General features: G+C 34.0%; 39 protein-coding genes. 36 read left to right on the top strand and 3 right to left on the bottom strand.

Going from position 1 to position 24,948, the window contains the following annotated elements; translation table 11 throughout:
- Positions 1 to 30 precede the first annotated feature (30 nt).
- The 6 genes from MOC86_RS09850 (at position 31) to MOC86_RS09825 (ending at position 3,618) form a co-directional block, all read left to right on the top strand.
- On the top strand, positions 31 to 438 hold the full coding sequence (locus MOC86_RS09850; protein ID WP_268584015.1) for an SMI1/KNR4 family protein: 408 nt from the start codon (positions 31 to 33) through the stop codon (positions 436 to 438).
- Between the two features lie 18 nt (positions 439 to 456).
- Positions 457 to 909 carry an SMI1/KNR4 family protein gene (locus tag MOC86_RS09845; protein ID WP_268584014.1) on the top strand — a complete coding sequence of 151 codons (453 nt, stop codon included), beginning with the start codon at positions 457 to 459 and terminating at the stop codon, positions 907 to 909.
- Between the two features lie 84 nt (positions 910 to 993).
- Positions 994 to 1,788, top strand: a complete 795-nt coding sequence (gene imm47, locus MOC86_RS09840; protein ID WP_268584013.1) for an Imm47 family immunity protein — start codon at positions 994 to 996, stop codon at positions 1,786 to 1,788.
- 48 nt (positions 1,789 to 1,836) lie between these two features.
- Positions 1,837 to 2,808 carry a dTDP-glucose 4,6-dehydratase gene (gene rfbB, locus MOC86_RS09835; RefSeq protein ID WP_268584011.1) on the top strand — a complete coding sequence of 324 codons (972 nt, stop codon included), beginning with the start codon at positions 1,837 to 1,839 and terminating at the stop codon, positions 2,806 to 2,808.
- 169 nt (positions 2,809 to 2,977) lie between these two features.
- Positions 2,978 to 3,271: a hypothetical protein gene (locus MOC86_RS09830; RefSeq protein WP_268584009.1), complete on the top strand. Its 294-nt coding sequence runs from the start codon at positions 2,978 to 2,980 to the stop codon at positions 3,269 to 3,271.
- A gap of 101 nt (positions 3,272 to 3,372) precedes the next feature.
- Positions 3,373 to 3,618 (top strand): spore coat protein, encoded by a 246-nt coding sequence (locus MOC86_RS09825; RefSeq protein ID WP_268584008.1) that lies wholly within the window; start codon positions 3,373 to 3,375, stop codon positions 3,616 to 3,618.
- Positions 3,619 to 3,667: 49 nt separating this feature from the next.
- Here MOC86_RS09825 and MOC86_RS09820 read toward each other — a convergent pair whose 3' ends face one another.
- A complete protein-coding gene (locus tag MOC86_RS09820; RefSeq protein ID WP_111925324.1) occupies positions 3,668 to 3,889 on the bottom strand; it encodes a helix-turn-helix domain-containing protein in 222 nt (73 codons plus the stop codon).
- A gap of 10 nt (positions 3,890 to 3,899) precedes the next feature.
- Positions 3,900 to 4,376 (bottom strand): DUF2975 domain-containing protein, encoded by a 477-nt coding sequence (locus MOC86_RS09815; protein ID WP_268584006.1) that lies wholly within the window; start codon positions 4,374 to 4,376, stop codon positions 3,900 to 3,902.
- Positions 4,377 to 4,935: 559 nt separating this feature from the next.
- On the opposite strand from MOC86_RS09815, the gene MOC86_RS09810 reads away from it, so the two are divergent.
- The 22 genes from MOC86_RS09810 to MOC86_RS09705 all read left to right on the top strand — a co-directional run bounded on the left by MOC86_RS09810 (position 4,936) and on the right by MOC86_RS09705 (position 19,778).
- Positions 4,936 to 5,340 carry a hypothetical protein gene (locus tag MOC86_RS09810; RefSeq protein ID WP_040056573.1) on the top strand — a complete coding sequence of 135 codons (405 nt, stop codon included), beginning with the start codon at positions 4,936 to 4,938 and terminating at the stop codon, positions 5,338 to 5,340.
- On the top strand, positions 5,337 to 6,779 hold the full coding sequence (locus MOC86_RS09805) for an HNH endonuclease (protein WP_268584005.1): 1,443 nt from the start codon (positions 5,337 to 5,339) through the stop codon (positions 6,777 to 6,779). Before MOC86_RS09810 ends, MOC86_RS09805 begins: the two co-directional genes overlap by 4 nt.
- Entirely contained in the window at positions 6,776 to 7,279 is a 504-nt protein-coding gene (locus MOC86_RS09800; RefSeq protein ID WP_243518513.1) for an SMI1/KNR4 family protein, read from the top strand. The genes MOC86_RS09805 and MOC86_RS09800 overlap by 4 nt, the downstream gene beginning before the upstream one ends.
- Before the next feature lie 473 nt (positions 7,280 to 7,752).
- The gene (locus MOC86_RS09795; protein ID WP_268584003.1) at positions 7,753 to 8,181 is read left to right on the top strand and encodes an SMI1/KNR4 family protein; all 429 of its coding nucleotides are present in this window, start codon (positions 7,753 to 7,755) and stop codon (positions 8,179 to 8,181) included.
- Between the two features lie 11 nt (positions 8,182 to 8,192).
- The gene (locus MOC86_RS09790; RefSeq protein ID WP_268584002.1) at positions 8,193 to 8,666 is read left to right on the top strand and encodes an Imm30 family immunity protein; all 474 of its coding nucleotides are present in this window, start codon (positions 8,193 to 8,195) and stop codon (positions 8,664 to 8,666) included.
- A gap of 162 nt (positions 8,667 to 8,828) precedes the next feature.
- Positions 8,829 to 9,245, top strand: coding sequence for a tetratricopeptide repeat protein (locus MOC86_RS09785; RefSeq protein WP_268584001.1), 417 nt, complete (start codon positions 8,829 to 8,831; stop codon positions 9,243 to 9,245).
- Between the two features lie 11 nt (positions 9,246 to 9,256).
- Positions 9,257 to 9,679, top strand: a complete 423-nt coding sequence (locus tag MOC86_RS09780; protein WP_268584000.1) for a hypothetical protein — start codon at positions 9,257 to 9,259, stop codon at positions 9,677 to 9,679.
- A 196-nt stretch (positions 9,680 to 9,875) separates the two neighbouring features.
- On the top strand, positions 9,876 to 10,346 hold the full coding sequence (locus MOC86_RS09775) for an SMI1/KNR4 family protein (protein WP_268583999.1): 471 nt from the start codon (positions 9,876 to 9,878) through the stop codon (positions 10,344 to 10,346).
- A 186-nt stretch (positions 10,347 to 10,532) separates the two neighbouring features.
- Positions 10,533 to 11,255, top strand: coding sequence for a PoNe immunity protein domain-containing protein (locus MOC86_RS09770; protein WP_268583998.1), 723 nt, complete (start codon positions 10,533 to 10,535; stop codon positions 11,253 to 11,255).
- Between the two features lie 230 nt (positions 11,256 to 11,485).
- Entirely contained in the window at positions 11,486 to 11,941 is a 456-nt protein-coding gene (locus tag MOC86_RS09765; RefSeq protein WP_268583997.1) for an immunity protein YezG family protein, read from the top strand.
- Positions 11,942 to 12,231: 290 nt separating this feature from the next.
- Entirely contained in the window at positions 12,232 to 12,582 is a 351-nt protein-coding gene (locus MOC86_RS09760) for a DUF2185 domain-containing protein (RefSeq protein WP_268583996.1), read from the top strand.
- A 509-nt stretch (positions 12,583 to 13,091) separates the two neighbouring features.
- Positions 13,092 to 13,634, top strand: a complete 543-nt coding sequence (locus MOC86_RS09755) for an SUKH-4 family immunity protein (protein ID WP_268583994.1) — start codon at positions 13,092 to 13,094, stop codon at positions 13,632 to 13,634.
- Positions 13,635 to 13,696: 62 nt separating this feature from the next.
- Entirely contained in the window at positions 13,697 to 14,185 is a 489-nt protein-coding gene (locus tag MOC86_RS09750; protein ID WP_326847716.1) for a YxiF family protein, read from the top strand.
- A gap of 87 nt (positions 14,186 to 14,272) precedes the next feature.
- Positions 14,273 to 14,788, top strand: coding sequence for a SecY-interacting protein Syd (locus MOC86_RS09745; protein ID WP_268584098.1), 516 nt, complete (start codon positions 14,273 to 14,275; stop codon positions 14,786 to 14,788).
- Between the two features lie 55 nt (positions 14,789 to 14,843).
- A complete protein-coding gene (locus tag MOC86_RS09740) occupies positions 14,844 to 15,221 on the top strand; it encodes a hypothetical protein (protein WP_268583992.1) in 378 nt (125 codons plus the stop codon).
- An 83-nt stretch (positions 15,222 to 15,304) separates the two neighbouring features.
- Positions 15,305 to 15,772: a DUF6985 domain-containing protein gene (locus MOC86_RS09735; protein ID WP_268583990.1), complete on the top strand. Its 468-nt coding sequence runs from the start codon at positions 15,305 to 15,307 to the stop codon at positions 15,770 to 15,772.
- Between the two features lie 67 nt (positions 15,773 to 15,839).
- Positions 15,840 to 16,115, top strand: coding sequence for a hypothetical protein (locus MOC86_RS09730; protein WP_268583989.1), 276 nt, complete (start codon positions 15,840 to 15,842; stop codon positions 16,113 to 16,115).
- 179 nt (positions 16,116 to 16,294) lie between these two features.
- Positions 16,295 to 16,576 (top strand): hypothetical protein, encoded by a 282-nt coding sequence (locus tag MOC86_RS09725; RefSeq protein WP_268583987.1) that lies wholly within the window; start codon positions 16,295 to 16,297, stop codon positions 16,574 to 16,576.
- Between the two features lie 166 nt (positions 16,577 to 16,742).
- Positions 16,743 to 17,234 (top strand): hypothetical protein, encoded by a 492-nt coding sequence (locus MOC86_RS09720; RefSeq protein WP_268583985.1) that lies wholly within the window; start codon positions 16,743 to 16,745, stop codon positions 17,232 to 17,234.
- Positions 17,235 to 17,307: 73 nt separating this feature from the next.
- The gene (locus MOC86_RS09715) at positions 17,308 to 18,498 is read left to right on the top strand and encodes a suppressor of fused domain protein (protein WP_268583983.1); all 1,191 of its coding nucleotides are present in this window, start codon (positions 17,308 to 17,310) and stop codon (positions 18,496 to 18,498) included.
- Positions 18,499 to 18,708: 210 nt separating this feature from the next.
- On the top strand, positions 18,709 to 18,954 hold the full coding sequence (locus MOC86_RS09710) for a hypothetical protein (protein WP_268583982.1): 246 nt from the start codon (positions 18,709 to 18,711) through the stop codon (positions 18,952 to 18,954).
- A 14-nt stretch (positions 18,955 to 18,968) separates the two neighbouring features.
- On the top strand, positions 18,969 to 19,778 hold the full coding sequence (locus tag MOC86_RS09705) for a hypothetical protein (RefSeq protein ID WP_268583981.1): 810 nt from the start codon (positions 18,969 to 18,971) through the stop codon (positions 19,776 to 19,778).
- A gap of 302 nt (positions 19,779 to 20,080) precedes the next feature.
- Here the strand turns inward: MOC86_RS09705 and MOC86_RS09700 are convergent, their stop codons facing one another.
- A complete protein-coding gene (locus MOC86_RS09700; RefSeq protein ID WP_268583980.1) occupies positions 20,081 to 20,545 on the bottom strand; it encodes a hypothetical protein in 465 nt (154 codons plus the stop codon).
- Positions 20,546 to 20,894: 349 nt separating this feature from the next.
- Here MOC86_RS09700 and MOC86_RS09695 point away from each other — a divergent pair, with 349 nt between their 5' ends.
- The 8 genes from MOC86_RS09695 (at position 20,895) to MOC86_RS09660 (ending at position 24,922) form a co-directional block, all read left to right on the top strand.
- Positions 20,895 to 21,350 carry a DUF4274 domain-containing protein gene (locus MOC86_RS09695; RefSeq protein WP_268583978.1) on the top strand — a complete coding sequence of 152 codons (456 nt, stop codon included), beginning with the start codon at positions 20,895 to 20,897 and terminating at the stop codon, positions 21,348 to 21,350.
- A 15-nt stretch (positions 21,351 to 21,365) separates the two neighbouring features.
- A complete protein-coding gene (locus MOC86_RS09690) occupies positions 21,366 to 21,563 on the top strand; it encodes a hypothetical protein (RefSeq protein ID WP_268583977.1) in 198 nt (65 codons plus the stop codon).
- A 206-nt stretch (positions 21,564 to 21,769) separates the two neighbouring features.
- A complete protein-coding gene (locus tag MOC86_RS09685; RefSeq protein ID WP_268583975.1) occupies positions 21,770 to 22,159 on the top strand; it encodes an immunity 50 family protein in 390 nt (129 codons plus the stop codon).
- 55 nt (positions 22,160 to 22,214) lie between these two features.
- Positions 22,215 to 22,616, top strand: a complete 402-nt coding sequence (locus MOC86_RS09680) for an Imm50 family immunity protein (protein WP_268583973.1) — start codon at positions 22,215 to 22,217, stop codon at positions 22,614 to 22,616.
- A 24-nt stretch (positions 22,617 to 22,640) separates the two neighbouring features.
- On the top strand, positions 22,641 to 23,063 hold the full coding sequence (locus tag MOC86_RS09675) for a hypothetical protein (RefSeq protein WP_268583972.1): 423 nt from the start codon (positions 22,641 to 22,643) through the stop codon (positions 23,061 to 23,063).
- A 31-nt stretch (positions 23,064 to 23,094) separates the two neighbouring features.
- Positions 23,095 to 23,889 carry an SMI1/KNR4 family protein gene (locus MOC86_RS27475; RefSeq protein ID WP_419146621.1) on the top strand — a complete coding sequence of 265 codons (795 nt, stop codon included), beginning with the start codon at positions 23,095 to 23,097 and terminating at the stop codon, positions 23,887 to 23,889.
- A gap of 243 nt (positions 23,890 to 24,132) precedes the next feature.
- Positions 24,133 to 24,528, top strand: coding sequence for an immunity 22 family protein (locus MOC86_RS09665; protein WP_268583971.1), 396 nt, complete (start codon positions 24,133 to 24,135; stop codon positions 24,526 to 24,528).
- Positions 24,529 to 24,550: 22 nt separating this feature from the next.
- The gene (locus tag MOC86_RS09660) at positions 24,551 to 24,922 is read left to right on the top strand and encodes a YrhA family protein (RefSeq protein WP_268583969.1); all 372 of its coding nucleotides are present in this window, start codon (positions 24,551 to 24,553) and stop codon (positions 24,920 to 24,922) included.
- The last annotated feature ends 26 nt before the right edge of the window (positions 24,923 to 24,948 follow it).

Genomic DNA, 24,948 nt, shown 5'->3' with positions numbered 1-24,948 from the left:
TAATAGAAAGTAAGGATAGAGGGAGAACAAATGATAAGCATAGATTATCAAGGTCCAAAAATAGCTTTACGAGATATAGGGAAACTTGAGGGGACCCCTAACATAACACTGCCACAACAATATGTGGACTTTTTGCTACAATACAATGGAGGATATCCTAAAGAATCTACCTTTAAAATTTCAGATGATGAAGGAGAAAGTTTGGTTAATAAGTTTTATCATTTGAATGATTTAGACAGGGTGTTTGAAATATTAGAGGGAGAAATTTCAGATGAGTTTCTTTCGATTGCAAATGATCCAGGGGAGAATGAGATTCTATTAGGAGTTAGTGAGGAGTATTTTGGGGAAGTTTACGTTTGGGTTCATAATAGAGAAGAAGAGAACTTGTTTTTTCTCTCTAATAACTTTTCTGCATTTTGTCTTAATTTATCCGAGTAACCATTAGGGAGGATCAACATGAAAAACATTTGGGATACAGAATACGAAACAAAAGCACCTGTCACAGACAGAGAAGTGATAGAAGCTGAGAAAAAGCTTGGCATTAAACTTCCGGAGGCTTATATTGAACTATGTAAAATCCATAACGGAGGGTCCATTATTTATGATTCTTTTCCAACATCAGTACCAACAGGATGGGCGGATGATCATGTCAGCGTAACATCAATTTTTGGAATAGATGAAGAAGGCATTCTATCAAGTTCTTACTATATCGAAGAGTGGGAGCTACCGGAAAACATCTTATTACTAGAAGGTGACGGACACTGGTGGATTGCGATGGATTACAGAGAGAGAAATGAAAATCCACCAATCATCTATATTGATTTAGAAGCAGATGTGGATCCTTTTATTTTAGAATTAGCTCCGGATTTTAAAAGCTTTGTAGAGGGCTTGTATACACATGAAGATTGAGGGGGAAAGTTCAGCAGAGGGTTGCTGAGCTTTTTTATTAGTATAATAGAAGTAATAGAGGAAATTAGGAAAGAGGGAGAAATCTTGCTAACGGTTAATGAATTAATTAAAAGCATATGGTATGGGCCAGCTCCTTCTGTTGGAGAAACTCAAAATATTAGAGCGTCTTTAACAGAGGAAGAGAAGCTAATTTCTCTCATCCAATTGTTTAAGAGTGGAGATTTTTCTTTGAAACATGCTTTAATCCATCTTATGAACAACACTGAAAATGAAAAGCTTTTAAATTTATGTATCCATGTGTTCTGTTCCGTTTGTACGCATGAAGATTTACGAAAAGTAGAAAATTTGAACTTTCTCTCCCGAGTGTCAGAGGATAATGCTTATGTTTTTGCGTCATGTGCAAGAGAGACGCTATCTCCTGAAGTTGTGCCGTATCTTTTAGCCCTACTAGAAGAGTGGGATGATACAGTTGTGGAAGAAGTGATTCGAGATAGTCTAGACCATATTATGGATTACACCCAGAAGCTTAATTGGAACGCTGCTGTTGATGAAATTGGCTCTTATTATATGGAGTGGATGAACACTCTTTCACCGACTTTCTACTATTATAATAGAGAACCTGTCTTGCTAGGAGACCTAACAAAGACTCTTGTTCAAAGAGCATTTGATGTACGAGAACAGAACACCTCGATAAAGATGGAGAGTATCCCTATTTTGTTATCAGTGTGGAGCGGTACGAAATGTCCTGTTCAATATGAAACATTAATGGATGAAGGAGTATTTCAACAGCTTACAGATTACATAGATGCTCTATCAGAAAGAAGCTGGGAAAGAGGCCGAAAATATTTCTACGGGCATAGTGTGGATGGAGCCCTTTAGCTTATGAGAAAATTTATATAAAAAATTTAAAAAAGGAGTTAGGTCCTCATGAACATTTTAGTCACAGGCGGAGCAGGATTTATTGGCAGCAACTTTATTCATTATATGATAGAAGCTTATCCAGCGTATTTCATTGTTAATTATGATGTTCTTACATATGCGGGGAATTTAGATAACTTAAAAGAGAGTCATAACCACGAGCATTATACGTTTATAAAAGGAGATATCAATAATCGGGAGCTTCTTGATCGAGTTGTAAAAGGGCATGAAATTGATGTTATCGTAAATTTCGCAGCAGAATCACATGTTGATCGTAGCATCACTGAGCCAGATGTTTTTATCAAAAGCAATGTCCTAGGAACTCAAACACTGTTAGATATCGCAAAAGAGAACGGGGTTAAAAAGTACGTTCAAATTTCTACAGATGAAGTGTATGGATCATTAGGAGAAACGGGTTACTTCACAGAAGAAACGCCGCTTGCTCCAAACAGTCCATATGCGGCTAGTAAAGCAGGGGCTGACATGCTTGTAAGTGCTTATTATAAAACATATGGACTGAATGTGAATATTACAAGATGTTCCAATAACTATGGTCCATATCAGTTTCCGGAAAAACTTATTCCATTAATGATTACAAATACAATGGAAGGAGAACGGCTTCCGGTTTATGGAGATGGAAAGAACGTCCGAGATTGGTTACACGTTCGAGACCATTGCATGGCAATTGATCTTGTTATTCATAAAGGGGTGGCTGGAGAAGTTTATAATATTGGCGGAGGTAATGAAAAAACAAATAATGAAATTGTGCATTTTATTGTGGAGAAACTAGGCGTTTCAAGAGAACTTATTCTGTTTGTGGAAGACAGACTTGGTCATGATCGCCGCTATGCAATTGATGCAACAAAAGTGGAAAGGGAATTGGGATGGGAACCTACATACACCTTTGAGAAAGGAATGGACGAAACAATCGGGTGGTATGTAGAGAATGAAAAGTGGTGGCGAAAGATTAAAAATAACTAGCAGGATGGTTTACGACTGTATGGTAAAGATTTCATAGAACAATCAGCCCTGAAACTATATTGTCCTCAAATTCGTAAATATATTGGAAAGATATTTTCTTATTAAAATCTATAAAAGAAAAAAGATTGATCGATATAGAAATAAAATACTTTATAGAAATGAGGGCATCATGAAAAAGTCAATTCTGCTTATTCCTGTTATGGTCGGTTTTATAGCATCCTTATTTTCATTTTCTTTATCTTTTGCAGTGAAGCTCCCAGCTCACATCAATAAAACAAATTTTATGATTCACTGGTTAGAGCGTTCGCTTCTTTATGGATTTTTTGTATTTTTAATCTTGTTAATTGCGCTTGTTCTTGTTCATTTTCGTCATGAGCGTACATCTCATGCTACGGAACTTAGAGAGAAAGATATACAGTATGGAAAGAATGGAGCTCCACGAGAAATTCAACACCTAGATTAATGAATGGAATGCTCTAGTATTGTTATGTTAGGGCTAGCTCATATGCCAAGCCTTCCACATAGACTAATATCAAAGGTTATTGTGGAAGGAGGGCGCGTATAATGGATAACTCATCTGACAAACAGAAAGGCATTCCTGACTCACTAGTGGATTCGTTAGTTAATGATGTATTAAGGAAAAACAACCTTGATCCAAGAAAAGTGAAGGGACACTTATCCGGCGATCAAAAAAGAATGCTTCAAGAGCTTTTTGGAGATTTGCAAGAACAAGTCGAAGCGTATGTAAATAAACCAAAGGTAAAGAGAAAAAAGATCCAAAAGCCAAAAGAAGATGAGAAAGAAGAATAAAAAAGAACACCTTTTGATAGGTGTTCTTTTGGTTTTTATGGACAAGTTCTTATCCCTCAGTGTCTTCGTCAGCTCTGTATTCCAAAAGGTCTCCAGGCTGACAATCTAGAGCCTTACAAATCGCCTCTAAAGTGGATAATCGAACTGCTTTTGCCTTTCCATTTTTCAATATAGAAAGGTTAGCCATCGTGATGCCAACCCGCTCTGAAAGTTCTGTTACACTCATTTTTCTTTTTGCTAACATTACATCAATATTGATTATAATCGCCATTATGTTCACCTCAGACCGTTAAGTCATTTTCTGATTTTATATCGATGGCTTCTTGTAAAAGCTTTTGAAGAACAGCCGCAAAGAATGCGATGACTAGTGAAGCAAAGATAGGGACCATTCCAATTAGGATAAGACCTGGGGCATCGTCTAGCTCTGCTACGAAATAAACGAATGGCAGCATTACAACATACAAGATACTAATTGTAATGGCACAGTATTTTATTCTCTGTAAAGCTCTTACAGAAATTTGGGAGAAAGCTTTGTTTTTATCAATGTAGTTTAGAAGTCGGAACGCCTGATACAACGCAACGAAAAATGGGATTGCTGATACATACATAATGATTACAATGGGATAGAGTATATGGGCATACTCTGGATTTGCTGGATGCTTAGCTAAGTAAAATAAGCCAAATATACATAGGGCAAGAGCTGGAGTTCCAATCAGAAAAACAGCTATTTTTAAAAAGATGGTTGAACCTCGTTTCATAAAAAACACCTCACTGATTTATTATCCATTTGAATTTAACACATTATTTATCGAATTACAATAAATAATTACTGATTATAATTATATTTTTATTGCTATAGAAAACTTATTTTTGATTTTAGATAGAGATAAAAAGCATTCCTTGTTACAAAGAAATGCTTTATAAAACTATTTCAGTTATAACTCTTTCAATTAGTCTGTTAGTTCAAGCACAAAGGCAACAATCATAGATTTTGTGAAAAATTAGTCTGTCTGCGATTCTAAAATAATGTCTATTAAGTCATTTTATCAGTAATGTTAAGGAGATTAGAATGGTGGGACTTTGTTCGTTGATAGCTATGAGTGACATGCTTATATCTCCTATAAGATATAACAGAAGTTTTAATAGAGAAGTAGAAAATAGTTCTTTTGAATCAAGGAACGTTTGTTCTTATTGGGTATAAAGGTCTTGCTGTCTTGAAAAAAGCAATCCTTCTTCCTATCCAAATTTTCCATATATTCCTTTAAAATAGTAGTTGGAAAAGAAAAGGGTTTGAGGAAAAAGGAAGGAGAGGATCAATTGGGCTACGATGTATGGGGCGGCGTAAAGAATGTAGCGAGTGATGCTTGGGATAAGACTAAAGACACAGCTAATGATGTCAAAGATAAATTGGAAGATGCAAAGGAAGAAGCGGAACGTCAACTTCTCCGGGCTAAATATTTGGCTCAAGCGGAAGCATTAGATAGCTATGCGAATAATGTAAGAAAAGCGCTTGAAGACTTTAACCAAGCGCCTCAAGAGAACGCGAAAGCTTATAATGCGCATGCGGTTGATTGGCAAGGGAAGAAAAAAGAAGCCTATGATGACTATCAGAATCAGCTTCGCACAGTGGCTGGTGAAGCCCGTGTTGATGGCCAAAATCTTATCATTGAAATCGAGAAGAAAGCCGCTCAGCTCAGAGAAAAGGCAGGTAATCTTGCATGACACAAAATGGTGGATATACAATTGAAGTTGATCCAGACAAGCTTGATGAATTAGCAAGTGGAATTGGTACAGCAGAGATGAAATGTAGCTTTGCCCTAAGTAAATTAAAGTGGGGTATGGGAAGCATAGCTGCTGATATTGCCGGTGTTGGCGGCGGTAATATTAATCACCTTCAAGAGAAGTTTGAAGGCTCTATTAAAAAATATAAAGATCTACTAGATGATTCGCAAGCATTTGTAAAGAAAACAGCTGCAGACGTAAGACAGCTTGATCAATCATGGCAAGCAAAACTAGGACGAGCAATTGGAGAATTTTCAGGCTGGTACGATCTTCAGCGCGTGTTCGGCGAGTATGACCCACAAACAGGTGAAAAAATTACAGGAGGTCAGCGTGCTGAAGCTGGGGTTATGACAATTCTCAACTTCTCGCCAGGAAAAGCCATTGGCGTTGTTGCTAAAGGCGGAAAAATGGCCAAAACGGCAAAGATTGGACAGGAAGCTTCTGCCCTTGGTAAAATAAAAAGTGGTAGAAAAGCCGTTAACCCTGCTGTTTTTAAAGACTTCTTTTCTGGTGCATGGAATAGTATGAAGGGTCGGTTTCGTTCGGCTAAGGAATATTTGGTTAAAGGGCAGGAAGCGGTTAAGCGAGTTCGAGAGAATATCGGTAAGATAGAGGTTCCTGTAGGTGTGCGTGTTGCGGATACAGGCGTAGGGATGAGAACTATAGTGCCGGAGAAAAGATCTATTAAAGATCTTACATCCCAATTTGCCGTTAAGGTTAAAAGTAATGCAACGAAAAAAGTTGATCCAAAGTATGATAATCTACCAAAAATCGATCATCGTGGTTACCCTTATACTGAACTTGATGCAGTTATTGCAAAGGGATACAATGCGGAAGGTAAAGTTGCAGAACGTTGGGTAGTACCTAAGGGATATGAAAGTGTTGAACATTTTCTTGAACATGTTAACGATAAAACTATTAAAGACCACGGTTATGATAGTATAGAAGAATTTAAAACTGTGGTAGGACTTGTTGATAAGCATTTAAATGCTTCGCCAAGACATAATATCGTAAATAAGCCATTAGCGGGAGGTACACATGTGAACGGTGTAGATTATGATGTGTTAGGTTTTCCTATATTTAAAGGTGATGATGTAAAATTTACTACTACATTAAAGGAAGATATGTTCATTGCTAAAGACCGTAAACAATTTAAAGAGTGTACAAGGGATTTAAAGAATGCGATAGAGAAAGATTCAGCACTAAAAGATAGGTTTACTGAAGAACAGTTGCAAGAAATAATGGCTGAAGAGCCATATCACAAAAGCTTTACTTGGCATCATCATCAAGTCCCAGGGAAGATGCAATTAGTGGTTAAAGAGACTCATGGAGTTAATCATTTAGGTGGTAATAAGCTATGGGGAGGAAATATAAGATGAGTGAATTAGAATGGAAGTATCTTGAAAAACCAGCTAGAGATGAAGATATAAAGAAAGTGGAAGAGAAGTTGAACGTGATTTTTCCGGAAGATTATAAACAATGTATTCGAACTAATCATGGAGCTCGTCCAAAGCGCGATATATTTGAGGTAGAAGGAATGGAAAGAGTATTTGGGGCGCTCCTTATGATTCAGACACCAGAAAAAGCCATTGATATATTAAGAGTATATGAAAATTATAAACTAACGCTACCTAAGAATGTTATTCCTTTTGCAGATGACCCATCAGGAAATCTAATCTGTTTTGACTACAAAAATCATAGTGAGAATCCTATTGTCGTATTCTGGGAACATGAAGATGCATGGGAGAAAGAAATGCTAATGAAGGAAGAAGGATTAAGTGAGGAAGAAGCAGAAGAAGTTGCAAGAGAGAATATTTTCTATGTAGCGGACACATTTACGGAGTTTCTTCAAAAGCTACATGAAGATGAAGAAGACTAATTTCATATTTGGAAATATATAAAGGTTGGGACATGCTCCCAATCTTTTTTGTCCTATAAATAAAAAAATAAGGTTTAGGATGAAAGAAGGAAAAACGCTGAAAATAGACAAGGATGGTATTTGAGTATATCCCACTAAAAAAGGACAAACTGTACGGTATCCTGATAGTTATCCAGTTTTTATACCTTATATACATCCTAATATTGAGTTGGTAAAGATCGAAGTTCATTCTCCTAAGAATGATCCAAAAAGTTTTGAAGATGCAAACAAAGCAGCTAAACTTACATAAGATACCGACTCATCAACTTTCAATAAAAGGAGACCATCTCACGGCTACATTTGACATTATTACCAAGGTAGAAAAACTATGATTCTTGTATCGTGTAGACAAAGAAATTCATAATGAATTTAAGTACATAGCATAGATGGTAATCAAAAGTTAATAATAAAAACAGTAAATAAGGAGTGATACCATGGTCAATATTGAAAGAATACATGAGAGTTTACCTAGTGAAAAATTAGAGAGGTTTGAGCAAAATCAAAGCATTATCCTTCCAAAAGAGTATAGAGAGTTTTTATTGAAATATAATGGTGGATATCCGGATTTTAGTATTTATAAGATATCTGATGAACCGGGAGAAAGTGTAGTTAATATTTTGTATGGAATCGGCAGTATGTATGATAATTTAGAGAAAAACTGTACCATTTTTGATGAAATATTAGAGATAGGATTTATTCCAATCGGAGATGAACCAAGTGGAAATCAAATATGCATTGGCATAAACAAAGAATATGATGGGCAAATATTTCATTGGGTTCATGATGAAGAACATTGTGGTATGAAAAATATGTATTTTTTAGTGAGTAATTTTAATGACTTTCTTGCCAGTTTATATGAATAAAGGAGAATATGATGAATTCGTTTAAGAAACAACTTTCTATTTTATATAAAATGCGTTTTCTAGAAAATGAAGGAGATGATATTGAAGTATTTGAGGATATTCTTAATGAATTATCGCATCGAGGCACAAACGATATAATTCCTGATCTTTGTACGGTTTTTGAGGATGATATTGCTGAACCTTCAGCAGGTAGTTACCTAATTGAAACCATTTTCTATATTGCTGAACATAAGGGTTTGGAAGAGGGACTGTATAAATTAGCTATTAGTATTCCTAAAATGTTGCTTCATGCAGAGTTTTGGGCAGAAAGAATTCATCGTACACTTTTAAATTCTAACGATCTAGTAATAGCGTATAGTGAGGCATTAAAAGATGTGAATAGTTCAACAAAACAAATCATTAAAGAGATTCTCCTTACAATAAAAGAGGAAGATCCAGATCTATATCTAGAAAAAGTGGATAAGATTTTAGCAAAAATAGACTAAAATAAGAAGCAATTTAAAAAAGGGTCACAGGAGCGGAAAAGTAGGATGATATTAAAATGGATTCCCCTTATTATTCTCTTTTCTATTTATAAAGAGTTATTTAGTAATGTTAAAGGAAACCTATTTGCAACCCGCTAAATCATCATTTGGAGGAAATGAATAATGGAACTTAATGATAAAGTATATAACCAAATTGTACAATTATGTGATATCGGAAACGCTCTTATTGAGAAAGGTCAAGTTGATAAAGCAATAGAGAGCTACACAGAGGCTTTGGATTTAGTTCCATTGCCGAAAAACGAATGGGAAACAAGTACATGGATTTATACAGCATTAGGCGACAGTTATTTTTATAACGGTAACTATGAATTAGCAAAAAGTCATCTTTATAATGCTCTAAACTGTCCAGATGGAGCTTCAAATCCATTTATTTTATTAAGACTTGGAGAAAGTTTGTTTGAATGTGGAGAGCTTGATAAAGCGAAAGAGTATTTATTAAGAGCTTACATGTTAGAAGGGTACAAACTTTTTTTTGACGAGGATGACAAGTATTTTCAATTAATAATGGATATGATTTAAGGAGGAGAAGGATGGCTGTTTTACAATCCCCAGTAAAAGAAAAATTTGAAAGTCTTGTGGCTCAAAGTGACGAACAATTTGAGAATGGTAACCATAAGGAATCTATTTCGTTATTAGAAGAGGCTTGGGATTTAATCCCTGAACCTAAAGGGATTTATAGTGTACAAAGTTATGGCTTAGTAAAGGATATCATCGACACTTATTTTATAACGAAAGATTTTGAAAAAGCGAAGGAGTGGGCAGATAGAATCTTTTTAACTGGATTCAATCGTATAGATTCAGGTGAAAAGGAGTTTACTTCAGGAAAAGTTGCTTTTGAATTAGGTGATTTAGAGGTGGCAAAAGAGTTTTTTAGTATTGCTAATAGAAAATCAGAAGGAAGATGTTTTGGAAGCCCGAAGGCTATTAAATATCTGAAGTTTTTTAAAAGCTAATGATGTAGAAGGTAGATAAACAGGTAATCTGCCTTCTTGTCATTTTATAAGAAAATTTGGTTTTCGTGTTAGGGAAAATGGCTCTTATACGTGGCGTTATATTAGAATACTAGGGGAAATACAACTAGTTCCTTATGGAATTCCTAAAGGAATGTGGGCAGTTACTCCCTGATAGTTAGAAAAAGGAGTGTTTCTAATGGAAGTAAAAAAAGAATCAGTAATTTTCCCTTTACCATCTGATAGTTTAATAGCTAAGAAAGAGGAACTTTGGAGAGTCGAACTACCAATAGACTATAAAAACTTCATAAAAGTTAATAATGGTGGATCTCCACAAAAGCAGTCTTTTATATGTAACAACCATAGTTATGCAATAAATAGATTTTTATGTATTCTTGAAGCACCAGCAAACACTGAAATGGGGATGTTTGATATTGAGGTAATATGGACTCAACTGGATGAGAGACTTACAGACGATGGAGATTTATTAGGGGTAGTCTTATTACCAATTGCTGTTTTATTCGCTGGTGATTTTCTATGTTTAGACTTTAGAGAATCAAGAAGTGAACCTAAAGTGTGTGTATGGGAGCATGAGAATTCTGCTGAATTTGAACCAGTAAGCTATCATGTAGCAGATACGTTTGATGAATTTTTAAATATGATTGATTAGTACACTTATCTATAGGAATTCTAAAAAGACTTTTAAACGCTCCATAATGCTTGTATCATCATGAGCCATGAGGGATAAAGATATAATCAAGAGATAAATATGATCATAGATAATTTAGGAACTATAACCGAAAGATATCTAGATAAAGCAGAGAATAAAATATAGAAAAAGTTAGGGGGGCTTTGTTTGTCTAGAGATATAACTAGGGATAAAGAGTATTTTGTCTATCTCATTAAAGATGAAGACAGAAGGATTGCAAAGTTTGGAACCCTTATTCATCAAGTTATACAAGAAAGAGGAGAGGATGATCCAGGGGCAAAGACTGCCTATAATTATATATATGGAATGTATTTCAATAGGTTAAAAGCAATGTACTCTGCGGGCTGTTCTTTAGGAGAAATAAAAAGCTATATTCCTAACGTTTTAAATATAATGGAGAAAAGTTGGGATATTGATAGTGGATATGTTGAGATGATATGGATGTTATCAATAGGAATTATGTTAGAAGTTAAAAGAGAAGAGATGGATCGGTTAACACGACTAGTGAAGAAGAGTGGTGTGAAAGACTATTTGATAGATTTTCTAATTTGTTCCTATGACGATGACCATAAGATAGCAACAAGTCATTTTAAATGGAAAGAACCATATGGGTTTCTAGAAAAAATTCTTAATGAAGATAATAAAGAGACGGCTATTAAATTGTTAGAAAATTATCTAAATAAGCAATGGTATAAGGGTCATGACGATATGGACTGGTATGATACTCATAAAGCAGAGGATGAGTATTTATACAGCGGTTATTGGAGTTTTGAAAGTGGGGCAATTGTGAAGATTTTAGGATTAAGTGACGATGTTCTCCAAGGTGTTCGTTATTATCCATATGATTTAGTGCATTTTAATGATAAATAGTAAAGGATTTGCATTTTTAAAGCTCTAAACCTTAAGTAAATTAATAGTAGGAAGTAGTAAAGACTGCTTTAATATCTAAAGAAAAATCACCAAAAGAAGTAACAGTTTATGTTGAGATAATTTACTCTCGGGAGAACCTGCACCCAGACAAATTTATAGTTAATTACACTATTAATGGTAAGCTGAAATATGTAGAGTTTGATAATTTACAAAAGGAGCGAATAAGTAATATGAAAGAATTTGAGGATGGGTTTAGTGAACTACAATCGGATATGATTTCTATATGTATGGAATTCGTTGAAAATCGAGCGGATAAAGTGTATGTGTATGCTTCATGTGAAGAAGGTGTGTTATCAAGCAGTTTCTTTTATTCTATTAATAATACATATGTAGAAGCTCATAAAGTGAATGATGCACTGGAGGATGGGGATCAAACTATTGATGTTTCTCCAAAACGAGGGTTTATGGTATTAGATATTATCAATGGCGATATTAGAAAAATTAGAGCATTATGCAAAGAATATAAAAGAGCTATGCCAACAGAGATGAAATTGGTATACGACGTTAAGGATGGGGAGTTTCAAGCCCAATACAAGTACGATTTAGTTTATACGAATGATGATATTAAGACGGCCCACCATATTGCTGGTGAGTGGTTTGAAGAGGTGAAAAGTAATCATCTTTAAATGGTCGACTGTTAAGGATCTGCTTGAATTTAAAACCATAACTTAGAAAACAAGAACAATTGTTTTCTAAGTTATGGTGGATTTTCACAACACTATAAAAATGCACAAAAATTAATAAAAATTGTTATAAGGAAGATTTCAAAAAAGGATATGAAGGGCTTATTGGAACATGTGCTTAAATTGTTCAAACTGATGGGATAAAAAACTTTGATGAATAGGTAAGAGGGGATATTAGTGTCAATATTAGAAAAAGTAAAACTTTTTTATTATTATTGTAAAGGAGTATGAGAATGTCAAATATAAATGATGCATATGGCGGTTTTATAGTTTCACGGAATGTACTAAATGGTGTACCTATTCAATATAGTTTTAGAGAAGAAAGCTCCATTCCTCAATTAAACGGTTGGAATGTTTTATCAGAGAAAGACGATGATGAGTATATGAACAATCCCGAAAACTTTTCTATTATTAATGCAGAATCAATGTATAGGATAGCACCCCAAGTACTAGAAATTTTTGAAGCTCCTTACGGCACAGATCTTTTCTGGATATATGAAAATGACGTTCATATTGGCTTTTATGATTTAGTTGACGAGTGTATAACAGATATAGATGAAATTTTAAATAAGTCTTCAAAGTAATATAATTGACAAGGCATTAGAAGTAAAGCAAGTGATTCTTTATCACAAGGGCTACATCAATTTAGTTAATTAATAGGCTAACGAAGAAAAGTTAAATAAAAAGAGCTGTCAAGATTGGGATAGATATCCTAATCTTTTTTATACTTTGAACAAGCATATTAACAATACATATGTGAAGACTCATAAAATAAAGGATGCATTGAAGAACAGGGAACGAAATATTGATGTATCTCTAAAATGAGAGTTTATGATATTAAATTTCATGAATGAGGATATGAAAGAGACATGCTAACGGAGATAAAACGATACATGAGATTAAGAGTGAAAACGCAAATATGAGCGGAACTGTAAAGAAGAATTTAAATTATGCGAGTATGATAAAGCTGTAAGTACATACAGGAATAATAAGGTGAGAGATTTTTCTAATTTCAAAACGACTAAGGAAAATTAAGATAGAAGAAAGGGAAAAATAGATTCCTATTTTATCTATTTTGAAGGAGAGTAAAAAGATGCTACTGCCAGAGGAATTTAAAAAGCGCTGGAATGCTAACAAAAATGGCCCTCTTATTAAATTTAATGATAAAAGTTTAAGGAACACGGATTTTTCAAACGAGTTAAAACAGTTTTTGTGTAAAGCTGGCTTACCTACATTTCCTCCTCCATATTTAGAGTTGGAGAAGACAGTAAAGCCTATTACAGCAATATTTAATATGCCAAAAGAGTTGCAGAGATATTGGTTTCTAGGATCAACTGGTTCAGGGAATCCAATATGTATAACGGAAGGGCAAGAAGATGTTGTATTTCTTGATGGTAGTGATAATTATAAAGAAGTATTAATCAATCGTTCTATACCTCAGTTTGCGGAATGTTTACTAATCTATTCAGAAATGATTGGTAAGGCGATAGATGTAAATGGTGAGGATGCTTTTGTTGATAATGATATACCAGATCTGGTAATGGAGTGGTTGAAAAAAGAATTAGAAAGAATTGATGATAAGTGTATGGAAGAAGGATGTTTTTGGTTTGATGAGATTGAAGCTTTGTTTGAATAGCTTGGCTTATAATATTGTATCATGAAAGATTCTTTAGGTTAGTCAAGGCAACCATTAGAAAGGTGATTAGTTTGAGTGAGGGAAAAACAATAAAAATGGAGTTGCTGAAAAGAAAAAGTAGACGGAAGAATTTACTCCAAGAGTTGAACTACATAACATTTACGGAGGAACCTTTTTTGAATGTAGAATATAATGATGCCTTTTGTAAGAAAGTATTTTCTTTGCTTAATACAAAGAAAAATAAAACCCAATTGCAAGGAGACGACTATAAAGAAAACATTCAAAAATCAATCGACTTGTTAAATGAAACTATTCATACTATTAGAGTGACTCCAAAAAGAGGCAGGCTCTTATTTTTTAGAGAAGATGAAATAGAAGCAGTACTGATTAATATGAATGAAGTATTTAGTAACTTACATATGATTCTTGAGTCAACAAAGTTTTTAGCTGGATATGGAGATTTCATACTAGTTGCAGAAGACTTCAGTTTTGGTTTGTGTATAGAACGAACGGAATACTTTTATGAATTTAGCACATGGGGGCTATTGTAAAAATAAAAAATATGAGGATTCTGATTGGCTATAAGCCGTTAGACTTGGTTCTAGTAAAGGATGATAACTTTGTCAACAAAAGAAGCGATGAAGACATATTTCAAAATGAGAAAAGAAGCAGCTGATAAAGGTTTGGACTTTTTATGGAAAACACCTGTTACGAATAACGATTTAATCATTTATGAAGGTGAAATAGACGATGAAGGCTATATTTCATGGCTTCCTGTAGAAATGACTGTTATACAAGACTTTAAGAAATTAGAAGATGAATTGAATATAAAGTTTCATCCATCACTTGTTGAGTATTTTAATTCCTATTGGTTTGCGGACTTAGATGGTTTTTTCAAAGATTACTATATTTGCTTAGAATCAGTGCTTCCAGATGCTGAAATGGTTTCCTTTAGAGAGTCTGTGAAAGGATATAAGAAAAATCATGAAGGTTGTCTAGAGAAAGTCCCGATTGGAATTGAGGGAAATGGATTAATCATTGTAATTGAAAATAGCAGTGGAATTGTTCAATTAGAAGACTATGAGCGAGGGACATTCTCCAATATTGCAAGCAATATTGAAGAATTAATAAGGAACTTAAGGTTGAAAAAGTAGTATCTTGTATATAAGAGACTAGAATACAGAGTTTCTCTAAAAAGGAGGTTACAAAATGGGTGTATCCATTTATTACACTGCACAACGTAAACAAAAACTCACAGACGATGAGCAAGAAGCTATCCATAAATTAATTTTGGATTACTCGGTTGATCAGGAAATTGAAAAATATATCAGTACAGGTGAAGGATATAATTGGACAAGCTTTTATGTTTATGAGCCGGAAAATCCAACGGAAGAGAACGTTATTTTTGAAGGTTCCACTCAGCTCCCTGATAACAGTGAAGAGGCTATGTGGGAAGGTGTTCAACATTGGTCTGCATTGCTCTCACAAATACGCTGTGTGATTTCGGATGCAGAATGGCATGTACATATCGATGATCATGTCCTCTTATGGGATGAGGAGTATTTAGAATATGACTTGTCGAAATAAAGGTAGTGTTAGAAGATTTTAAAATTATTTGGAGTAAAGGTGATATTAACCTAGCTTTTATATTCATTAAAAGGAGGTTTGCAATGATCATAAACGATAAGATTTTTGGTACCCTTTATCATGAATGTGGGTGGACGAACTATACGACTATTAACTTTCTTGGAAATGAACTTAAAATAGATTTAATAGTTGAAGGTGATGAAGCTGGCTTATTCGATCAAGAGCAATATGATGCATACACTTTGTTTATGCAAAAATGGGAACAAGTACAGAAAAGTCTTTTGTATCATATACTAGCCTACTACCAGAAGAAGCGGCATGAACTTGGCTATGATATAGAACCAAATGAAGATTATCCATTAGTTGAAACAACGGACGAAGTCTTAAAAATGATTAACTTAGATGGAATAATTGTTCCGTATGGTGATATTTTTGAAGGACGAGACATTGGACTTTCTTTTCATTGTACATGGGATGATGAAAATGGATTAGGTGTCAGGCTATTAGATGAAAAAGTAGCAGAAGTAGGGTATCAAGATGTTGTGATTTAAAACAGATAGAGGAGTGAAGCACAGAAAGGCGGTTAATGAAATAGTCTAAAGTGTGAGGGAGCTATTCATGAATACTCATTTAACACGTGATAGCGCTTTAAGTATTGCGGAAAATTATAAAAATAAATATAACTTATCAGGAAATATTTTAGAGGAAATAGAACATACGATTACATTTCATGATGAATTTGATAGTGTAAACGGACCTATATGGTTAGTTACTGTAAGCATAAAACCACATGAATTATGTGTAGAGAAGGAATATACAATCGTTGTTTCAGATAAAGAAGAGTTGTTAAATATATTATTGATCCGAATGGGCGTTGTTTTTACCCACATTTAGAATGACATTGAGGATGTTGAATTGAAGGAGTATCAATTAGTATCAAATAGTTTAGAAGAATTGATTATGAATTTGAAATTTAGAGATGAATAATGGAGTTATGATATCTTTGTGTAGTTTTAGAACAAATGTAAATTTAAAGAAGCTAAGCAGCTTTTGGATAAAAGGAGTAAGAGCAGATGCACAACATCCATGACAACCAAATTTTAAATTATCAAGTAGATTTTCAGCAGTCAAAAATAGAGATACATATAGTCAATGAACAAGGAAAGCGGGCAAAGATCCTGTTCCAAGATCTCTTTGCTTATCATTTTGAAGACGAGCTCCCTAATAGCACTTTATTAGATATAGTAGATGAAATGATTGACTCTTTTCTTGTAGAAAATAAGGGTTTGTTGGCTGTGAGAAAAGGCTATAGTTGGCCAATGGATTATGAAGATATAGCGGAGTTAATTATATAAAAGATAATAGTTATCGCTATTATAAACTACAAGCTTCATATGGAATGAATGGATGGGTGTTAGCTAGAAGAATGCTTATTGAAACATAAAAAAAGAAGTGTAGAACAGCTATAAGCCTGCATTATTTTAAAACAAATTATAGGGTTGGAGGTATGAGGAAGAAACAATGAAGTTAAACGAAGAAGTAATTCATAAAGTGTTACAGATAGATTGGTTATCAAATTGTGGTAGAGAAGGAAGCCTACCTAAGCATTTGCCCTTTTCTACTCTAGGTAATCAAAAGGCGGTAAAAAAGAGTATTGATTCAGTGAAATGGGAAAATGTTCGCTTAGAAGAAGTTAATAATCTAACAGGATTTCTCGCTAAAAATCATTCTGATGTTTTCAATGGATATTGGAATACACTTGTAATGGAAATCAAACATAATATTTTACCAGACGTGCATGTAAAAGCAATGGCTAACATTGTAAAACATAACTTGCCGTTAAATATCCTTCACAATGTTGAATACGATGCTGTAAATATACTCATGGTTTTAAGTTATAGAGAATACTATGAATCAAAATTTTACAATATGTTGTATGAGGTTTATGCTACTGGTCATTTGCCTTGTGGTTGGAATGGAAAATATCCGAGAGGGAATTTGCTTGTTTACTAGAGTGAAAATAAGAATCTATAGAGTTGAGTTAAATAGTTTTGAGAAATAATAGAAAAGGAGCTGAAAGTCGGAAATGAGATGGGCCGTCTTAAAACGAGCAGTATTTGGTAGCGTTAGGGAAGGGAATTTAAATGAAGTCATTCGACTTATTGAAGAATATCCGAAAGCTCTTCATGCCTCTAATCATCCTTCTGGTGAAACATTAATTCATGTAGCAGCACAATATAATCATATAGATATTTTAGAATATTTAGTAGAGAAGGGATTGCCACTTGATTGCACATTAAATCATGAGGGATTAATATGGGAGACTCCATTACATTATGCAGCAATGAGCCGAGCATATGAGGTAGTGAATTGGTTGCTCGATCAAGGAGCTGATATAAACGCTGGCCATAAATCTAAATATTCTCAATCAACTCCTTTGATTAAAGCAGCAGCGTGGGGAGACTTAGAGATGGTAAAATTGTTTGTCGATAGAGGAGCTAACATACATGCTTCTTATGAAATAGGAGAAGGAAAAGACACCATGGTTGTCAATGCCGTCAAAAAAGCACAAATGGAAGGATATCCTGAGATTGCAGACTATCTCTACAAGCAAGGTGCCACGGACCCTATTGATCCATATGAAGAAGAACGACAACTCCCAGATGAAGTCTTCTTACTTCGCCATATTGAACAACAAATTGGGACTATTGGAGATACCATAAGTGAAGTTGTACCAGTAAGTGAAGTTTCAATTCAAGTGCATATTATCTCACCAACTTTAGAGCATCAAGAGGTTACATTAGTAACAACAGGAATGAGTGATCAACCAATGGGAGAAGACGTAATTGAGTATGAATTAGAGCATGCAGAGCTTATGTTTGCCCTACCTTCTACATGGCCAACAAGCAAAGAAAAATTAGCAGAAGATCAGTATCGCTGGCCAATAGATTGGATTCGCCAAATTGCCCATTTACCCTTTTTATATGATGGCTGGATTGAAGAAGGAGTCATTATCCCAAATGGTGAGCCACCTATCACTTTTTCAGAGAATGTTCCGTTTTCTAGTTTACTTGTTCTTCGACCAGAAGACCGCTCTTTATCAAACTTTAAACCAGGTTATAAGGAGATTAACTTCTACTATCTTATCCCGCTTTATGAAGAAGAACGCCAGCTTGCGGTGGAAAAAGGGGAAGGGTATCTTTTAGAGAAGTTGAGAAGCCAAGTCTCGAATTTACATGTAATGAATCCTAAGCGAATCAATGTTGGAGGAATTTGAGAAATGCATAGGGGATTAGTGTATAAATTAAAAGTATTTTAATGATAAGGGATGGTGCAAGAAGTAAAGGATACCTCATTCGAGTTATAAAAGAAATCAATCAGATAGAAAGGGCTGATTGCCATTACAACAATCGATCTAGTAGTTTGTCATGATTCAAACGTAAATACATACATTCGATTCTTAAGAAAGAAAACAACTAAATCAATAATGGAAATTAAACAATATATAAGCCTAGGAAAGCCTGTAATCCAATGCGATTATTACGATAGAGATGAATTAATGTTTTTAGTGCAATGTTACGAAAAACTGCTTTCAATGGGAGCGACTCTAGAAATCTATGAAGATGGCAGAAGTCTCTCGATTGAAATGGTCAAAAATTTAATAGGATCAATAGAAGGCATTGAAAAGGATCGAGAGAGAATCGATAATCTTATGTTTGGTGATTTTGAATAAATGGGAGAAACAGAATGAACATAAGTGAAATAAGAAAGCATACTTTCGATGAGGATATTTACTATATCGATGTTTTCCAAGAAAAAATTGTAGTGAACCACCATAATGAGGGAATAATGGTGTTTGATCACAATCTGAATCTATTAAAAGAAATCCCCATGGTTGATAATATGGAGATATATTCTTCTTATAAAAATTTAAAAACAAATGAGCTAATTTTGTATGATTCTTACAATAATGCATTGATACATATTGAGTTGAACTCTTTTAAAGTTAAGATATACACCCACGCTAGAGATTTACCGAATTTCTCGAAACTTTATGAGTGGGAAGGGGAAAAGGTGATATTTGTCACACTTAGTGGTGACTTTCTTATTTTCGATACTGAAAATAATACTCTTAGGCACACAGATAGATCTGAAATTAAACAACATTATGTTGATTTTTATCAACTATGGTTTGAAACAAAGGAGTTTCAAATTGTGACATATAACCATAATGATCGTTCAATTATTTATAAGGGGCGGGAGGAAAAGGAATATGCTTTATACAACCCCAATTATGGTGAGAAAATCATACGGTCAACATCTAATCCTCATGAAGTAGTAGCCTTAGAGAATGTAGTTGTTTCTGTTCGAGAAGAGGATCTTTCAATGCAGCCTCAAATTCACCCTTTTATGTTGTACTCGCATTTAAATATGATATTTGCAAGATGTCAAATAGTAAAAAGAGACTCTAATTTCTTCATCTTTGTGTTAAGTCATCATCAGTTTGAAATTCAAAGTGAATTGGTGATTTATAGGTTGGAAATGGAGCTTTTATAATAAGGTATTTGTGGTAGAAATAGAATTAATATATAAAGCTCTATGTGAAAGATTTAGAGGATTTTGAAAAAGAACAGAACTTAAAACTCCCTCATTCAGATTGAAAGTGTTTGCTGAGTTGCCATAGAGAAGTACGCGAATCCTCCTGTGTTTTTCATCTTTTCTGAAGAGGGAGAAAATCTCCTGAACGTCTTCTATAGTATTGGTAATATGTAAAAAAATTTGGAGAAGAAATTTAATTTCTTTGATGAAATAGTAGAATTTAGTTTTCTTATGTATCTCCCTGCTTCCTGTTAATAACTTTAATTAGAATTTAGTGATTTTTCATCCTCTTTGTCTACTATATGTCCAACCTTCTCCATTCCATAGAAGAAAAGATAGGAAATAATATAAAAGATCAATTCAGAAGAAATATTGTTAAATGTAGCAATATTAAAGTGATTAGAGCTCCATCTCATATACATAAAGAACACAATGAATTGGAGAATTTCAGAAAGAATAAATGCTAATTTACTGTTATCAAGAATTACTCTAATAACGGACTCTAATAGGATGCTAATTGGGATAAGGATGATAAGGCCTATAAAAGCACCCACAGCCATTAATATGGGGCCAGAAGATCTTGTAAAATGAAAGTCTAAAAACAATCCTGCTAAGTACTGCACACCTATCATCATTCCTAAAATGAGAGCGAAAGAAAGGGTTACGATAATAAAGATTGGTAGTATACTTTTTTTCATTGAAATAATAGCAAAAATAGTTAACAAAATGCTAACTGATTTGCTCCTCCTTATTTATAGATTAAAGAATGATTGAAACCAGAAATATCTTCTGTTACATCTTTAGTATAAAGGGTTATTTATTACAAAAGATTATTTTGTTGATAAAGGTATAAGTTAAATTCATTGGAGAATATGTTTCAGTTACTAGGATGAAATCTTCTTTAATGTTAACATTTTACATCTTTAGTATAAAGGATTTATGTAACTAGAATTGTAGTGAAACTTGCTATTCATATTGCTAAGTTTATAATTGCACTGTCTGCAACATCTACAACAAATAGAGAAGAATATTTTCTTTACGAAAATAACAATCCATTAACAAGGAGGCTCTACTATGCAGGGAAAGGACTTTAAATTTCTAGAAAAACTTCTTTCTGAGATGGATGAAGAGAAAGTAATTGCTCAATTAAGTATCATACAAGATCCCTTTACTCTGCATGTATTTGCGGCAAATTATAATTGGGATAACGGTTTTAACATTCCATTCGCTATTCTTGAAAATAAGCATTGTGATTTAGGAACAGGTTTACTGCTTTTTTATGAGGGAGATGGCTATATTTTATTGGTAAATGAAAAAGAAGTTCTAACTTCTGAAAACAAAGAATGGAAAATATTTTTACACACTCTATATAAAAAACTCATGAACTTGGATTTTCATTCACAACAGATTGCTTTTGACTCTGGTCTAACGAAAGTACAAAAGTTTAAACTGCAAAAAGAAAATCCTTCCATTGAAGAAGTATTTATTAATATTTCACAAGGTGTGGAAGTAGATACACGTGTCTTATGAAAGGAAGAGACGAAGATGAGCACTATTGCTTTTAAAATCATATCTCCGTACAACTCAAAATATGTTGCCCCGATTAGGAAACATACAAACTTAGGGTTAACTGCTATCAAAAATAAAATAGTAGATGAAGAGCTATTAGCTAAAGTGGGAGGGAACCACGTTGAGGAATTGGAACAGTTAAAGGAATTAATAGATCAATTGATAGGGTTATGAGCCCAAGTTCAAATATTTGATAGCGGTATTTATAGTAGCGACGTTTTTCACTATGCACAAATCCCTCTTGAGGAATTACATAATAATATTGAAACATTAAAAGAGATAGAAGAGGACTTAAAGGATTATGATGATAGGTTAGTTGATGAGTAAGGGAGAGAATGATTATTACCATATAAATAAAAGGCTAGCTATTGGAGGAGTAAATGATTAGTTTGCAAAGAATCACAAATCATCAAGCACTTACTACTATTTTTGGGGAGATTCCTACGTTTGTTCATTCAGAAGTATTGGATGTTCAGCTTAATTGGGATGGTCCAGCCCTTTCGATAAGGCTATTAACAAAGGAGAGTGTAAGAAACAAACCTAGACGATGGAGTGAGTGGGATGTCGTATATGTGGAACTGTCTTTCTTTGGTGTACAAAACTTGAGAATTAGCGATTATGGAACTAATAATACAATCGTTCAATTTAAGGTTACGAATACAGAAGAAGAAGGAATATTGGATATCACCTGCGATAATGGGGCAACCATTACATGCGCGTTTGACTGCGGGAGAGTAGAAAAAATTACTCCTGGATTAATAGGGGATTAAATACTGACTTTAAATCAACGTATAATATCGTTTTATACTAGGAAGGTAATGATTCATGTGGCATAAAGAATTAAAGCACAGTGAGTTTTTAACGACTTTATATGAAGAAGTTCCTGAACTTTCTCAAATAAGTATAGAATATGTAGAAATCAAAGACGAGGGGAGAAGAATATCTCTAGGTTTTACTATGCCAAGGTTCGCTGATTACCCTCCTTTAAAATGGAAGCAGAGCGGTTATAATGCTGTTTTTGTAGAAGCTGATTTCTTTGATATAAAAGAAATGCAAATTAGCTATCGCAATGAAAAATTGAAAGGTACTATTTATATGAAAGGGACAGAGGAACAATACCATCATGTGTGGATTTCTGGATCGGTGAATTTGAATTTAGTAGCTGAAGTAGGGCTAATCCAAAAAATCAGCGGTTATATCGACGAGTTAGTTTCGCCTTCAAATTGAAGAAATAAAAAAGGAGAAGAAGCAGTGGCAACCCTATATGAAGAGTGTATAGAAGCTCTTGGTCAAGAAAATATAGAAATACTCTCGGATGAAGCAGGAAGAAAAGTTATTAAACAGTTTGAACAGTGTTTTCCTATCACTCAATGGGCACGAGTTGAGTGGGAAAAGGTAGAGAACCATATTCAAGCAGAGTATTTAGAAGACATTGAAGACTTTCTAGAACAATGTGATGAACTAGAAGAGAATGATTTCTACATAATTTGGAATGATGCTATGATGCCAGTAGTAAAAGCAAAATTAGCTTGTATCTTTGATGCGATAGACGATGTTTTAGCGGTAAGTTTTGATACGTGGCTATTTTCACTAACTATAAATGGAGTTGTGGAGTTTCATCACGAAGGGGAGACAAGAGTTGGAGTAATGAATCTAAATCCCAGCAGTGAGTGATAAGAAAGTATAGAAGGTAGGTTATAGTGATATGGATTATACAATTAAAGAGATCAACGGTAATCTTGTCATTTTCTTAATTGAACCGGGGCTAATCGGACTGCAAGAGCTCCTAAATACAATTGATACATATAAGATAACGTTAGAGGGTATTATTGAGAAAATAGATCTTGTCCGTAATGGGGAAAGTAGAGCTGAACAAATTGGGACAAAGAAAGCTATGATTGAGATTACCCCAAATGGCATTGAAATATACGATATGTTTGTTGGACTGATAGAAGATGAAGAACTGTTGTCGACGATTTATTTATCTCATGATGAGCTTTACGAGATTGTTCAAACATGGAAGTGTGAGAAAGAGCAGTATTTTAATAAAGGTAGGGACAAGATGTTTGATTTTTCAATATTAAAAAATGGCAATCACAAATTTTATAAGCTAACAGAAAATGATATTAAGGAAGCGGAAGAACGATTAGGCTTTGCTTTTCCAGCCGAGCTAAGAGCTTTTTATCAGGAAGTTGGATACGGTTTTTTAGATATAAATAATAAAAATTCATTCCATAGAATGCTCGATCCTCATTCTGTAGCAGACATTCGGCTTCGAGAAGGAATTTATGAGTATGATCCAGATTTAGATGATATATATGAGGAAGAAGACGAGCTTATTTTTTATGAAGTGAATGAAGGGGTATATTTAACAATCGATCTTGGGAATAAGAAGCAATCTCCTGTATATTATTTAGGAACAAAAATAGCGGATTCTTTTGGAGCGTTTCTTGAGAAGATGAATAAGGATACGAATTACTTTGATAATATGGTGGACTAGGTAAGGAAAGAGTAGAGAATATAATGAAAGAAGAGACAGGAACAGTATAGTTTCCGTCTTTTTTTATATTGGGAGAATTATATAGGTCTAAGGATGTGTAATGTACTAAAAAGAAAACATTAGTCCTATCCAAGATTACCAAATTTTCCTTTATGATAAAAAATAGTACATAACTTTTACCTTGAATAGATGATTTGTGAAGAACCCTACTGTGATACAACGTAAGAGTGTGGAGGTCTCAAAATGGAAAGTCCAGGTGTAATGTCTTTATGGTTAGGACATTTTGCAACTAAAGAGAAGCTAGAAGAATATATTGAAGTTGAATTTAATGAAGAAGGAGACAGAATCCGGTCTTTGTTTATGAGAGATTTTAAAATGGACTTTTCTGATTATGACGAAGATTTGTTAGAAAAAACGTTTAAAGAAGAAGCTACTTCATCATTAAAACGGCTTTTACAAAATATATCTTACGAAGAGCACATTCTCTCACAATTTGTTTCCCATTATGGAATAGAACTAGGAGAGAGCTTCAATGCTGTTATTGCTGTATACGATACCCAATACGAGGAAGAAAGGGATGAAGTTTTGGTCCAAGGTGGAAGGTTAGTGTATATGGGGTCTGTAGTATATGGGGAATAAAAGGAGAATAGGTGATGTGCATATGGAAGCAACAGTTGGTAGAAATGAAGGAGAATTCAAAGCCTCTTCACTTCCCAAGCAGTATTTGAACTTTTTACATATAGTAAATGGTCTCCAGTTTAATGGATTAAATATCTATGGTGTTGATAAAGGGCTATCGGATATAAAATCAGAGGAATCTATTGAAGGAATAATAGAGATGAATGAGCTTTGGCATGAGAATGCTGAGATGAAGAAGTATATCTTTTTTGGTGATGCTGATATTAGTTGGTATTGCTATGACATGGATGAAAACATGTATATGGAGCTTGATAAACCATCAGGCACGATTGTAAGTTCATTTGATGACTTTGATTTTATGCTAAAAAATGCGTTAGAAATGGCTCTTTCTTAGAAAAGTTGTACAGTAAAAGGAGTTAA

The organism is Priestia endophytica (assembly GCF_026790145.1).
GTDB classification, from domain to species: domain Bacteria; phylum Bacillota; class Bacilli; order Bacillales; family Bacillaceae_H; genus Bacillus_I; species Bacillus_I endophytica_A.
Note: the sequence above shows the minus strand (reverse complement) of the source record. Positions and strands in the feature narration are given on the sequence as shown.